We start from the raw sequence: 14173 nt of genomic DNA, 5'->3' as shown, positions 1-14173 counted from the left end.
TTAATCCATAGTATTGAATTGAACTTTTGTTTTATTAATTAAGCTAAACTCATCAATAATCTCTTGCTCATATCTCAAGTTCTCTTCATATACACTTTTATTTATATAATTTTTTAGCTCATCAAATTTAGTGTTATTGCTATGTAAAACTGCATCTATAGTTGCTAAATAAACAACTTTCTTATCATCATTTTCTGCAACTATTCCATAACCTAAACTTTCGTCTACTTTTACGCTACATTCTGTAACTAATATCTCTCCTAAATTAAAAGTTGTATTATTTACACTTTCATTGGCTCTTACCATTACTGTAGCTAAGTTAGGGTCTTTGATTATAGAAATGCTTGATATATCTTTTATCATTGAATATATTTTTTCTAGTTCTCCTAAATCCATATTTATCAATATCTTAGTACTATCAATTGTATACAAGATTTTGCCTCCTTAATTTACCTTTCGTTTACTTATCTAAGAATATAATAAACAACTTAAGTTAAATAGATATTATGTTTCAGTTAAGTCTAATGGATATCTTGTAAATTCTTTTTTAACAATGTTAAGAAAATATATATTAAAAAGATAAAATAAGTCACTAGAAATAAAAAAAGTATACCATTCAAACTGAATGGTATACTCATCTTGTACTTATAAATTGCTCATTTCATATGTCATTATAAATTTTAATTGTTTATTTTATATTAAAAAACTTCTTTGCATTTTCTTTTGTAGCTCTGCATACTTCTTCATAGGATATTCCTTTTTCTTGAGCTATTTTATCAGCGACAAAGGCTACTTGAGAAGGGTTATTTCTCTTTCCTCTGTGTGGCTCTGGTGACATATATGGTGAATCAGTCTCTATAAACAGTCTTTCTAGAGGAATTTCTCTTACTACTTCTCTAGTTTTCTTGTTATTCTTAAAAGTAACTGTTCCTGGAATTGATATATAACAACCCATTTTAACATATTCTCTAGCTAACTCTACATTGCCACTATAACAGTGAAGTACACATCCTATTTCAGGACTCTTAGTGTTTTTTATTATCTCAAAAGTATCTCCATGTGCATCTCTATCATGTATTATTATTGGAAGTTTTAACTCATTAGCTAACTCAATTTGCTTCTTAAACCACTCTTTTTGCTCTTCTCTTGGAGAATAATCATAATAGTAATCTAACCCAATTTCTCCAATAGCTACAACTTTTTCATTTTCAGTTGCAAGTTTTCTTAAAGTATCTATTGCTGTATCATCTAGCTTTGATACATCATGTGGATGTACTCCAACTGCTGAATATATAAAATCATACTTTTTTGCTAGCTCAATTGCTGTTATTGATGTTTCTATATCCGCACCTGGATTTACAACCAAATCTACACCTTTTTCTTTTAATGAACCAATCAGTTCATCTCTATCTTCATCAAAACTTTCATCATTTAAATGTGCGTGTGAGTCAAATAACATCTTTAATCTCCTTACTGTTTAATTGCCTATTAACGAACCTCGCATCCATCTTTAGCTCCTTGTGTAAATGGTAGAATATATGGGTCTCCATCATCACCTGCTGCTAATATCATACCTTGAGATTCTACACCTCTTAATTTAACTGGCTTTAAGTTGCATACTACTGTAACTTCCTTGCCTACCAAATCTTCTGGCTTATAGTATTCAGCTATTCCTGATACTATTTGTCTTGTTTCTGGTCCAAGTTTAACTTGTGACACTAATAATTTATTTGCTTTTGGATGCTTTTCACAGCTTATTATTTTTCCTACTCTAAGCTCTATTTTGTCTAAATCATCAATAGTAATTTCTGCTTTATGTTCTAATGGTTTTTCCTCTACTGGAGGTTTTCCAGAAAACATCTCAGTTAATTCTTCTATTTCTTTTTCTACATCTAATCTTGGGAATAAAGGCTCACCTTTAAATACCTTTACATTTTCGCCAATAAGTCCAAATGTCTTTGTACTTTCCCATGTAGTTATATCATCTTGACCTTTTATTCCTATATGCTCATATATTTTATTAGCTGTTTCATTCATTATAGGATTTATTAATGTAGCGATTATTCTTATAGATTCACATAAATTATATAAAACTGTGTCTAATTCATCTTTCTTAGCTTCATCTTTAGCTAGTGCCCAAGGCATAGTTTCATCTATATATTTGTTAGTTCTTCTAACTAATTTCCATACACTCTCTAATGCTTCATGGAATTGCATCTTATCCATCTCAGCTTCAAAATTTTCTCTAGTTGATACAGCTTGTTCTTTTAAATCTGCATCAAAATCAGTTGAAACTTTTGCTGTTGGTATTATTCCATTATTGTACTTTTCAACCATAGCCACAGTTCTACTTATTAAGTTTCCTAAATCATTTGCCAAATCATAATTTATTCTTGTTACAAAGTTTCTATGAGTATAGCTTCCATCTTGTCCAAATGCAAACTCTCTTAATAAGAAGTATTTAAGTGTATCTATTCCATATCTTTCTATTATAGGCTCTGGATAAACCACATTACCTTTTGATTTACTCATCTTATCATCAGCAAATAATATCCATCCATGCCCAAATACTTGCTTTGGAACTTCTAAACCTAAAGCCATTAAAAGTGCTGGCCATATTATTGTATGGAATCTCACTATTTCTTTACCTACTATTTGGACATTGGCAGGCCAATATTTTTTAAACTCTTCATCATTGTCAGTCATATATCCTAATGCTGTTATGTAATTACATAAAGCATCTACCCATACATAAATTACATGTTTTTCATCAAAAGGAACTTTTATTCCCCAATCAAAAGTCGTTCTTGTTACACTTAAGTCTTCTAATCCTTTATCTAAGAAGTTTGCTACCATTTCGTTTTTTCTAGCAGCAGGGAAACAGAAACTATCATCCTTAAATAACTCTTTTAATCTATCTTCATATTTAGATAGTCTAAAGAAATAAGATTCTTCTTTTACTAAGTATGTTTCTCTTCCACAATCAGGGCATTTATTTCCTTCCAATAATTGAGATTCTGTCCAAAAGCTCTCACAAGGAGTACAATATCTACCTTCATATTCTCCTTTATATATATCACCTTGCTCATATAATTTAGTAAATATTTTTTGTATTATGTCTGTATGTCTTTTTTCTGTCGTTCTTATAAAATCATCATAAGATATATCCATAGTATTCCATAAAGCTTTTATATCTTTTATCATTCCATCAAGATATTCTATCTCTGACATTCCTTGTTCTATAGCCTTCTTTTGGATTTTTTCACCATGCTCATCTGTTCCTGTTAAGAACTTTACATCGTATCCACAGAAACGCTTAAATCTAGCTATCGTATCTGCTGCTACTGTTGAATAAGTATGACCTATGTGTAATCCTCCACTTGGATAGTATATTGGTGTTGTTACATAAAAACTCGGTTTGCTCATATTATTTACCTCCTAATTTTTTTATCGTTCTAGTTTTATAAATATTTCATGGAAATAATAAAAAATCGCCTCCTATGAGCTAACATAGGGGCGAGATTATTCACGGTACCACCCTAATTCATCTATAATAATTATGTTTCACATGAAATGTAGAAATTCACTTTATAGACATCTTAGTAGACTATAACGTGCCCAACCGTTTTATCCTAGCATATATGCTCAGATAAAAAGCTCCAAGACCATCTTCAATAAAGCTTTTGACACTAGCTTTCACCTAATCTAGCTCTCTGATAGAAAAAACCTTTATTTACTCTTCTTTTCATAGCTTATAATTTATATTACTATTTATTTCTATATAATCACTATATTATAAAATTTTTCCCACATTGTCAACAAATTATACAAATATTACATAGCAAATAAAAACAGCTGCTATAACACCAGCAACATGGGTAATCATAGCACATGATAATGTATGTCTAGTGTTTTTTATCTTTAGGCTTCCATAGTATATTGCCATTGTATAAAATATAGTTTCAGAAGAACCTACAATTGTAGCTCCCATTTTTTCTACTAAACTACCTATTCCAACCCTATTTGCAAGTTCACTATACATACCTAAAGCACCACTTCCAGATAAAGGTTTTACACTTATTAGACCTATTAATTCTTTTGGTATACTAAGCACATTTGCTATTGGTGTAAATAACCATTCTAACATATCAAGACCTTTACCTGTTTTGAATATTCCTATTGCCAAAAATATTCCTATTATATATGGTAGAATGTCCCAAGCTGCTTTTAGCCCATCGATTGCTCCTTTTACAAAGCTATCATACACATCTATTTTTTTATATTTACCATAAACTACTATGTACAAAATTATTATTGGTATAAGTAAGTTTGAAAATACTTCCATGTATCTACATCCCCTTTATCTATATCTTTTTTGAAAAAATTTACACGTTATTATCGCTATTGCTGTAGATATAATGGTTGCAAATAAAGTTGTAAAGATTATTTCACTTGGATTTTGAGCTCCCATATCCATCCTTAGTTTAATTATAGTAAATGGAATTATCTGTATAGATGATATATTTATTACCATAAACATAATCATATCATTAGTTGCTGTATCTTTTTTATTGTTTAAAGTTTGAAGTTCGCTCATTGCCTTTAAACCAAATGCTGTTGCACCATTTCCAGCTCCCAGCATATTTAAAGCAATATTCATAACTATATAAGACATTGCCTTGTGACCTTTTGGAATAGAAGGAAATAATCTTCTCATTATAGGATTTAATTTCTGACCTATCTTTTCGATTAGACCTGATTCTTTTGCAATATTCATTACACCCATCCAAAGTGCCATGATACCAGCTAAACTTATTGCAAATTCTATACCTTTTGATGTCTCACTCAATATAACTTTATTTAATTCACCCATATTTTTAGAAATCAGACTTCCTATTATTCCTATTGATACCATATAAAACCATATTTTTCCTATCCTAATCATCCTCCTCTTTAAATAATTTTATGATAGTTAGGTAATACTTTATACTTGAAAGTTGTACTATATTATGTTTTAGTATAAGTGTGGGAGTTTTTATAATTTTTAATATTTAATAATAATTAAGGAGAGAAATAATGAGAAATCTAACACTTCTTACTGATTTATATCAGCTTACTATGTTAAATGGCTATTTTGAAAAAAATATTCACGAAGACATTGTTGTATTCGATATGTTTTTTAGAAAAAACGCTTGTGATGGAGGGTATACTATAGTTTGTGGTATTGATCAGGTTGTTGAATACATAGATAATCTTCATTTTTCAGATGAAGATTTAGAGTACTTAAAAAGCTTAAATTTATTTTCTGATAAATTTCTAAAGTTTTTAAAAGAATTTAAGTTCACAGGAGATATATATGCTGTTGAAGAAGGAACTATCATGTTTCCTAATGAGCCATTGATTACTGTTAAGGCACCATTATATCAAGCTCAACTTATTGAAACAGCATTGTTGACTATAGTCAATTTTCAATCTCTTATTGCTACTAAAGCCTCTAGAGTTTGTTTTGCAGCTCAAGGAGACCCTGTATTTGAATTTGGGTTACGTCGTGCACAAGGTGCTGATGCAGGTATATATGGAGCTAGAGCTGCTGTAGTTGGTGGTTGTACTGGAACTGCAAATGTATTAGCTGGGAAAATGTTTGATATTCCTATAATTGGTACACATGCGCATAGTTGGGTACAAAAATTTGATACTGAACTTGATGCATTTCAAGCATATGCTGATGTTTATCCAGACAAATGCTTACTTCTTGTAGATACTTATGATGTATTAAACAGTGGTGTACCTAATGCAATAAAGGTGTTTAAAAATATTTCTGAAAAAGGATACAAACCTATGGGTATAAGGCTAGATTCTGGAGATTTAGCTTATTTATCTAAAGAAGCAAAAAAACAATTAGATAGTGCTGGCTTTTCAGATATTAGTATCACTGCATCTAATGACCTTGATGAATACACTATATCATCACTTAAAGCAGAAGGAGCTACTATAAATTCATGGGGAGTAGGTACAAAACTCATTACATCTTTTGATTCACCTTCTCTTGGAGGAGTTTACAAATTAGCTGCATCTTGTGAAAATGGAACTCTTGAACCTAAGATAAAGATTTCTGAAAATCCAGAAAAAATAAATAATCCTGGTTACAAGAAAGTTATAAGAATATATAACGAAGACAATAAAGCAGAGGCAGATTTAATTATGTTACATGATGAAGTTATAGATGAATCTAAACCTTTAGAAATCTTCCATCCTACATATACATGGAAAACGAAGACATTTACAAAATATAAAGTTAAAGAGCTTCTTAAACCACTGTATATAAAAGGAATATGCAAATATAATAAAAAACCTGTTCTTGAAATAAAAAATCATGTACAATATGAATTAAGTACTATCTGGGAACAATACAAAAGACTTTCAAAACCACACATTTATAAGGTTGATTTATCTAAAGATCTTTGGTATTTAAAAACAAAAATGATAGATTCTAAAAAAGTTTTATAGCATTAATTATTTTTATTTAAGGGGGACTGTTTATTTATGGATGTTACAGATTATAGAATCATAGAAATTTTACAGGATGATGGGAGAATTTCTATGAAGGACTTAGGAAAAATAGTTGGTTTAACTTCTCCTGCAGTTTCAGAAAGAGTCAAAAGATTAGAAGAATCTGGTGTTATAGAAGGATATAAAGCTATTGTTAACCCAGATTCATTAGGTAGAGTTATAAAGGCATTTATTCATATTTCTCTTCCAAGTAATGGATATACAGAATTTATCGAGTCAGCTGGAAAGGACCCTAGAATTGTAGAATGTCACCATATAACAGGTGATGATTGCTTACTTTTAAAAGTAATTGTAAAAGATATGTACGAATTAGAAAATGTGATTGATACTATAAAGAAAATTGGTTCTACTAAGACCTCTGTTATACTATCAACACCGATACAAGCAAAATCAATATTGTAATATAAGTTAAATACTAATGGTTTATTAATTAATAGACCATTAAGTATCCTTAATGAGATTCCAATTTTTGATATAAAAAAAGTTGTCTTTCATAATTTTATAACAAAGACAACTTCTTTTATGTTTTTGAAATCTACATAGTTTAAACTTTAACTAACCATTTAAAATTCAATTATATTGACTAAATTTATACATGTGTATAATTACTTTTATACAAGTAATTTGTTAGAATGTATTCCATATATGTCTTTAACACACTCACTTCTTCGCTTTTGTCTAATAGCTTTATTGTAGAAACTATATCTGCATATCCAAGTAGTATTATTCCTATAGTATCTTCACCCATTAGATTAAATACATTAATTAATTCTTTTCTACTCAAATCATTTTTCTTATACAAAGACAAAAGTATCATGTGATGTCTTACATATTTACTTATAAGTTTATATGTTTCTGTTGATAACTCTAACTTTATCCCCATATTGTCTACTATTTGAGCACCTATTTTTTCATGATTTGTAAAATGAACTCTTCCTGTTTCATCTAAAGTCATGCTATCAGGCTTACCTATATCATGTAAAAATATTCCTAACTTTAGTGCATGTAACTTATTTATACCATCCTCAACATATTCATCTAAATAATTTAACACATGTTCTTTTAAATGTATTGGGAAAAAATATTTATCATTTAGAACGATTTCTAATTCTCTTAATGCATTTATAGAGTGCTCAAAGCAATTAACAACATGATATTTACATTCTCCTACAGACTTCATACATTTTACTTTAGGTATTATTTTTTCCAGTTCATCCTTTTTATCCAACTCTATAAACGTTTTATGTGTATCTTTTCTCTTTAAACTTTCTATTATAATTTTTTCTATTTCCATAAAATCACCTCAGATTCAGGTTTTATAAATCCAGAACTTGTTTATAAACTACATCCTTTTTTAATTTTCTATCTTTACAAACTATTTTTATTGCATCTTTTTTGTTCATACCACTTTCAATTAGTTTTAAAACATATTCCCTATCCGTAAGAGCATCATAATCTTCTTTTATTGACTTTTCACCATGAAAGCCTTCTACTATTAATACGAACTCTCCTCTTACTTCTTTTTCATCAAATATTTTTATAACAGTTTCTATATCTTCTCTGATTATCTCTTGATATTTTTTTGTAAGTTCTCTATTTATGGAAATTTTTCTATTTCCAAGAATCTTAAACATATCTTTTAGTGTATCCTTCAATCTATGTGGTGATTCATAGAAAATTATAGTTCTACTTTCTTCTTTTATTTCTTCTAGTTGTCCTTTTCTAACTTTTTTATCTCTATCTAAAAAGCCCTCAAAAACAAATTTATGTGTATCCATACCAGAGCCAACTAAAGCAGTTACAAATGCTGTTGCTCCTGGTAAAACCTCTATCTCTATATTATTTTGTATAGCTTGCTTTATTATCTCTTCTCCTGGGTCAGATATACCAGGCATACCTGCATCGCTTATCAAAGCTATATTTTCTCCATCAATAAGTTTATTTATTAAATAATCTCCCTTTGAATCTTTATTATGTTCATGATAACTAGTCAGAGGCTTTGAAATTTCAAAATGATTTAAAAGTTTTATACTATGTCTTGTATCTTCTGCCGCAATCAAATCTACTTCTTTTAATACTCTTAAAGTTCTGTATGTTATATCCTCTAGGTTTCCTATTGGTGTTGGACATATGTACAATTTCCCACTCATCTATAACTCTCCTATATCTTCATTATTATATATTGCTTTTAGTTCTTTTGTATAATTCCCATCTTCTCCATAAACATACAATGGGTCTAATATCTTAAGCTCTGGCCTTCCATCTTTCACAAATTGAACCAAAACTAAATTAGGTGCTTTTTTAGGTCTTGGATGCACAAATTGGATAACCTTTGGCTCTAGTTTATATCTTCTTCCTAAAGTTATTATATCCACCAATCTTGTTGGTCTGTGTATCATAAAAAACTTTCCTCTAGGCATAACTAATCTAGATGCAGCTTTAATTACATCTTCCAAATTACACTTTACTTCATGTCTTGATATAGCTTTTTTATCATTTGGGTTTTTTATTCCATCAATATGCATATATGGAGGGTTTGATGTAACTACATGATAACCATTTATATCTAAAACTTTATCTATAGATTTTATATCCTCATTTATAATTTCAACTCTTTCTTCTAGACTATTTAATTTTACAGAACGAGTTGCCATTTCATATACATCTTCTTGTATTTCTACACCAATAATTTTTTTAGCTTCACTTTTACCTGCTATCAGTATAGGTATGATACCTGTTCCTGTACCTAGGTCTACAACTTTAGCATCTTTTTTTATTTTAGTAAAATTAGCTAATAAAACTGCATCTATACCAAAACAAAATCCATTAGTATCTTGTATAAGTTTAAGACCTTTTAATTGTAAATCATCTATTCTTTCTGAATCTTTTAATTGCATATTCATAAACGCTCCTCAAATATTAATAACCTCAAGTATTATTTGCTTTAAAAAAGGTAGGAAAAGCCCTACCTTAAATTTAATCTTCTAATTTCTTCAACTCTCTTAGTGTAGCTTCATCTAATCCATCATTATCTTTGCATTTACCACCACAGCCATCACATTTTTTAGGCTCTCTAAGTATCCTTATATCTTCTCTTGTATATATCTTTACAGTTTTATCCTGAAACTCTACTTTAATTTGCTCTAATAGAGGATTTACTTCTACAACTTTTCCTTTTCCATCATCCGATTGCACTAGTGCACCTACAATAGGCATTTTTTCTATCGCCTCACTATATACATCGTGCTCATATTTTAAACAACAGAATAATCTTCCACATATTCCAGATATCTTTGTTGGGTTTAAAGATAGGCTTTGGTCTTTTGCCATTTTTATTGAAACTGGTTGAAAATCACCTAACCAAGATGAACAACAAAGTTTTCTACCACAAGGTCCTAGACCTCCTATAGATTTTGCTTCATCTCTAACACCAATTTGTCTAAGCTCTATTCTAGTCTTAAATATAGCAGCCAAATCTTTTACCAATTCTCTAAAATCTATTCTTCCTTCTGCTGTAAAGTAAAAAATCAATTTATTTCTATCAAATGTATACTCACAATCTATTAGAAACATTGTTAACTCATGTTCTTTTATTTTTTGTTGGCATAATTCAAAAGTTTCTTTTGCCTTTTCTTTATTTTCTAGATATATTTTTTTATCTTCCTCTGTGGCTATTCTTATGATTGGTTTTAGAGGGGAAACTAGTTCGCTCTCGTCCATATCTTTTGGTCCTACTACCACTTTCCCATACTCTAGACCTCTTGCAGTTTCTACAACTACATCCATATCTTGCTCTATATTAAAATCAACAGGGTCAAAATAATATATTTTTCCTGCACTTTTAAATCTTATACCTACTATTTTTATCATTTAATCACCTCGTATATATTTAAAGACATAACTTGTATGCTTATATTAAAATTGCAATTGCTCTTTATTTTACTCTTTGCATCTTCTATTATATCAATAATTTTGGACAATTGAGAATAACTAATTTTTCCACTCATATTTTGAATAAAAACTAGCTTGTCTACATTTATTAGCATATTTTTGTTCACATTTTCTTTTAACAGGATAATATCTCGAAAATAGTTTATCATAATATCCAATAAACTTATAATATTACCTCTATATTTTTCCATATTATTTGGGATGTTTAGAATCTCTACTATGTTTTTATCTAACATTACTTGAATATACTGTTGTATATCGTCCCTCATCACTGAAAATTCAGCAGACTGAGATAGACTCAAAGCATTCTCAATACTTCCTCTTGAGAAAGTAGCTAATAGTTGGGCTCTTTCTTCCTCTATACCTGTATCTATTAAATATTTTTTTAAATCTTCCATTGGTATAGGTGAGAACTTTATTATATCACATCTAGATTTTATAGTTTCTAGTAAAGATTCTTTGTTATTTGTAACTAAGATTATTATAGCATAATCTGGAGGTTCCTCCAGTGTCTTTAAAAGTGCATTTTGGGCTTCTACAGTCATTTTCTCAGCATTGTTAATTATATATATTTTATAGTCCTTATGAGGTCTTATTACTATGTCTGATTGCATATTTCTGATTTGGGCTATTTTTATGCTATTTCCATCTGGCTTTATGAGTATATAATCTGGACTATTTTCTAGATTTACATAATCAAGCAACAACTTAGACAACTCATCAGCAAACTTCTTTTTTCCTATTCCATCTATACCCTCAAACATATACGCATTATTAAGTTTATTTTTCTTTATAGAATTTGTTAAATATTTCTTTGCAAAATTTTGACCTATAATATTTTCAAAATACATATTTATCTCTCCATAGATTTTATTGAACCAAGAACTATTTCATAAACTTCATTATGTATACTTTCAATACTTCTTAATTCGTTATCTGAAACACAATTTATTTTTTTCCAATCATATTTATCTGCTATATATAAAGCATTATTGTAAGATTTCTTCAAATACTCTATATCACTTTCATGAATATCTTTTTCTTCTTCTCCTGTAATCTTGTTTTTTCTATTTTCCATGAGTTTCTCACTAAACTCAATAGGAACATCTAGAAATACAACACAATCAGGTTGTGGTATCTTAAATAAATTAAATTCATAATCAGCTAGCCAGTTTAAATATGCTTCTCTATCAGAAACATCCATTTTAGAAGCCTGGTGTACCATATTAGAGGTTGTATATCTATCTGCAATAATTATTCCACCTTCATTGTAAAACTCCTCCCAATCGGTTTTAAATGAAGCATATCTATCTGCAGTAAAAAAAGTTGATGCTATATATGGGTCTACATCTGATGCATTTTTACCAAAATCTCCTTTTAGATACATTTTTACTAAAGCAGATGATGGAGACTCATAATTTGGATATTCTACCTTTTTAATCATATAGCCTTCTTTTTTTAGTCTTTCATATAATCTTTTTGTCTGAGTTGCCTTTCCACTTGCATCTGAACCACTTTCTATAATTATTAACTTACCTTTCATTTTCATATCCTCCATACAAACACTTTTTACTTTTTAATATAATTTTTATTTAGACAACTTTATATAAATATTCTATATATTACTCATTACAACTATAAGTTTTTTACTTCATATTATAATTTTAAACTTTGTATTATAAACTTAAATATTTTCTAAATCTATTACTTCTATAAAATTTAAATCTACATCTTTTAGTCCACTTACAACCATCCCTTTAGAATTACAGAATATTAAATAATCTATTATTTCTTTGCTTATAATTTCACCAGGAGATATTATGCTTATCCCAGGTGGATATGGCACTATACATTCACCACAGACTTTACCTATGCTGTCATATATTTTAACACTTTTTTTAGTTTTATAAAATGCTTCTCTAGGTGTTAATATTTTCTTTGGAATAATAGTGGGATATTCTTTATTTTCTAACTTTGTAAATTTAAAGTCTTCTTTTACAATATTGTTCAATGCTGTTTCTAAACTATTGAAATCCTTAGTACTATTTCCTATTGTACATATTAAAAGGACTCCATAATAATTAGATAATTCTACCTGTATGTTGTATTTATTTCTTAAAATATTTTCTAATTCATAACCTGTTAGACCTATATTTTTAGAGGATATAAATATCTTTGTTTTATCATTCGTATCATATATCTCAATATTTTCATTAATATTGTTTTTAAAAACTCTAATTTTATTTAAAAGCTCTTTCATTAGTTCTTGTCCCTTATTTTCATATATATCTACCGCTAACTCCAAAGAAGATAACAATATATATGAAGGACTTGAGGATTCTGTGATTCTCAACAGATTTAAGAGTCTATCTATGTCAATTCGATTTCCTTTTATATGTATCATTGATGATTGAGTAAATGATGGGAGTGTTTTATGAGTACTTTGTACAACTATATCTGCACCCTGCTCAAGAGCTGTTTTAGGAAGTCTATCACTAAGACCTAAATGAGCACCATGTGCTTCATCTATTATCACTACCATTTTTTTATCATGCGCATAATTACAAATACATTCTAAATCATATGTCATTCCATAATATGTAGGATATGTAAGAAGCACTGCTTTTGCATCTAAGTTTTTATCTATTACATCAATCGCATTACTTATGGATATTCCCTTTAAGACATTCGTATCTTCACTTATCTCACAAGAAACATACTCTATATCTATATCTCCCAAAATGCATGCATTTATAACAGATTGATGACAATCTCTATTTACAATTATTTTACTCTTAGGAGCGCACACTGACATTATCGCAGACTGTATTCCACAACTACTCCCATTAACTAGATAATATGTATAATCGCTTTTAAATACTCTTGATGCTTTCTTCTGAGAACTCTTTATAATCCCTTCTGGCGAATGTAAGTTATCAGTTCCTAATATTTCAGTAGTATCCATTTTATACAAATTTTCTAATACATTTCTATATCCTAATTTCTCATAAATTCTGCCTTTTTTATGACCAGGCATATGAAAAGATATTACTTCATTATTTACAATATTACTTAATTCATTAATTATAAACATATATTAATAATACTCCTTTTTTCACATAGTACTTCTTTCTTGTATAATACATCTTTTTAAAAACTTCAATTCTTATCTATTTTACCATTAAAAAAGATACAAATTAAGATTTTTATAAAATTAAATACCTCATCCTAAATATTTAGAATGAGGTATTTAATATAAAAGTACAAATTAAATTATTCTCTATCATCAGACATTAAGCTTGGTATTAAGTATAATCCAGCTAAACCTACAATGAAGTATATTATTCTACTTACCATTTCATATGTTCCGCCAAAGATACTACCTATTAAATCTGTACCTAGGATACCAATTCCTCCCCAGTTAAGAGCACCGATTATAGCTAAAATTAAAGCAACTTTTTTCATTTCTATCACTCCTCAAGAATTAAATTTTTATAATAGTCCATAATTCCTGTGTTTAGTTTCCCCGAAATAAAAAAAGAAATACATATTTTTTGTCTTTTTTTACAAAAAATAAAAAAATTACGTGGCTACGTCCTACTCTCCCAGGCAGTTTCCCACCAAGTACCATCAGCGCTAGAGAGCTTAACTT

15 protein-coding genes and 1 other annotated feature are annotated in these 14173 nt (G+C 28.9%); of the genes, 2 read left to right on the top strand and 13 right to left on the bottom strand.

Annotated elements, in window-relative coordinates; translation table 11 throughout:
- The 5 genes from phnG to KGF38_RS13245 form a co-directional block, all read right to left on the bottom strand.
- Positions 1-432, bottom strand: coding sequence for a phosphonate C-P lyase system protein PhnG (phnG, locus tag KGF38_RS13265; protein WP_054271970.1), 432 nt, complete (start codon positions 430-432; stop codon positions 1-3).
- Positions 433-688: 256 nt separating this feature from the next.
- Positions 689-1459 carry a TatD family hydrolase gene (locus tag KGF38_RS13260; protein ID WP_054271971.1) on the bottom strand — a complete coding sequence of 257 codons (771 nt, stop codon included), beginning with the start codon at positions 1457-1459 and terminating at the stop codon, positions 689-691.
- Positions 1460-1488: 29 nt separating this feature from the next.
- Positions 1489-3426 carry a methionine--tRNA ligase gene (gene metG / locus KGF38_RS13255; protein ID WP_074180069.1) on the bottom strand — a complete coding sequence of 646 codons (1938 nt, stop codon included), beginning with the start codon at positions 3424-3426 and terminating at the stop codon, positions 1489-1491.
- Between the two features lie 83 nt (positions 3427-3509).
- Positions 3510-3758 (bottom strand) — a binding site (T-box leader).
- Between the two features lie 65 nt (positions 3759-3823).
- The gene (locus KGF38_RS13250; protein WP_054271973.1) at positions 3824-4345 is read right to left on the bottom strand and encodes a spore maturation protein; all 522 of its coding nucleotides are present in this window, start codon (positions 4343-4345) and stop codon (positions 3824-3826) included.
- Between the two features lie 15 nt (positions 4346-4360).
- On the bottom strand, positions 4361-4945 hold the full coding sequence (locus tag KGF38_RS13245; RefSeq protein WP_054271974.1) for a nucleoside recognition domain-containing protein: 585 nt from the start codon (positions 4943-4945) through the stop codon (positions 4361-4363).
- Between the two features lie 131 nt (positions 4946-5076).
- Here KGF38_RS13245 and KGF38_RS13240 point away from each other — a divergent pair, with 131 nt between their 5' ends.
- Both KGF38_RS13240 and KGF38_RS13235 read left to right on the top strand, forming a co-directional pair.
- Positions 5077-6507 (top strand): nicotinate phosphoribosyltransferase, encoded by a 1431-nt coding sequence (locus KGF38_RS13240; RefSeq protein WP_054271975.1) that lies wholly within the window; start codon positions 5077-5079, stop codon positions 6505-6507.
- Between the two features lie 36 nt (positions 6508-6543).
- On the top strand, positions 6544-6972 hold the full coding sequence (locus tag KGF38_RS13235; protein ID WP_021386461.1) for an Lrp/AsnC family transcriptional regulator: 429 nt from the start codon (positions 6544-6546) through the stop codon (positions 6970-6972).
- Positions 6973-7159: 187 nt separating this feature from the next.
- Here KGF38_RS13235 and KGF38_RS13230 read toward each other — a convergent pair whose 3' ends face one another.
- From KGF38_RS13230 to KGF38_RS13195, 8 genes are all read right to left on the bottom strand, one after another.
- Complete coding sequence (locus KGF38_RS13230) at positions 7160-7864, bottom strand: HD domain-containing protein (protein WP_074180068.1); 705 nt, start codon at positions 7862-7864, stop codon at positions 7160-7162.
- Positions 7865-7886: 22 nt separating this feature from the next.
- Positions 7887-8720, bottom strand: coding sequence for a 16S rRNA (cytidine(1402)-2'-O)-methyltransferase (gene rsmI, locus KGF38_RS13225; protein ID WP_074180067.1), 834 nt, complete (start codon positions 8718-8720; stop codon positions 7887-7889).
- Positions 8721-9467, bottom strand: coding sequence for a tRNA1(Val) (adenine(37)-N6)-methyltransferase (locus KGF38_RS13220; RefSeq protein WP_074180125.1), 747 nt, complete (start codon positions 9465-9467; stop codon positions 8721-8723).
- Between the two features lie 79 nt (positions 9468-9546).
- Entirely contained in the window at positions 9547-10440 is an 894-nt protein-coding gene (locus tag KGF38_RS13215) for a stage 0 sporulation family protein (RefSeq protein WP_054271978.1), read from the bottom strand.
- Positions 10437-11372 carry an ATP-binding protein gene (locus tag KGF38_RS13210; RefSeq protein WP_074180066.1) on the bottom strand — a complete coding sequence of 312 codons (936 nt, stop codon included), beginning with the start codon at positions 11370-11372 and terminating at the stop codon, positions 10437-10439. Before KGF38_RS13210 ends, KGF38_RS13215 begins: the two co-directional genes overlap by 4 nt.
- Positions 11373-11374: 2 nt before the next feature.
- Complete coding sequence (locus KGF38_RS13205) at positions 11375-12064, bottom strand: dTMP kinase (RefSeq protein ID WP_054277777.1); 690 nt, start codon at positions 12062-12064, stop codon at positions 11375-11377.
- Between the two features lie 141 nt (positions 12065-12205).
- Positions 12206-13615, bottom strand: coding sequence for an aminotransferase class I/II-fold pyridoxal phosphate-dependent enzyme (locus KGF38_RS13200; RefSeq protein WP_227832450.1), 1410 nt, complete (start codon positions 13613-13615; stop codon positions 12206-12208).
- Between the two features lie 179 nt (positions 13616-13794).
- A complete protein-coding gene (locus tag KGF38_RS13195) occupies positions 13795-13986 on the bottom strand; it encodes a DUF378 domain-containing protein (RefSeq protein WP_021386455.1) in 192 nt (63 codons plus the stop codon).
- Between the last annotated feature and the right edge of the window lie 187 nt (positions 13987-14173).

The sequence above is a fragment of the Clostridioides sp. ZZV14-6387 genome, assembly GCF_020657835.1.
Taxonomy (GTDB): domain Bacteria; phylum Bacillota; class Clostridia; order Peptostreptococcales; family Peptostreptococcaceae; genus Clostridioides; species Clostridioides difficile_A.
This window is presented reverse-complemented; position numbering and strand designations above follow the sequence as displayed.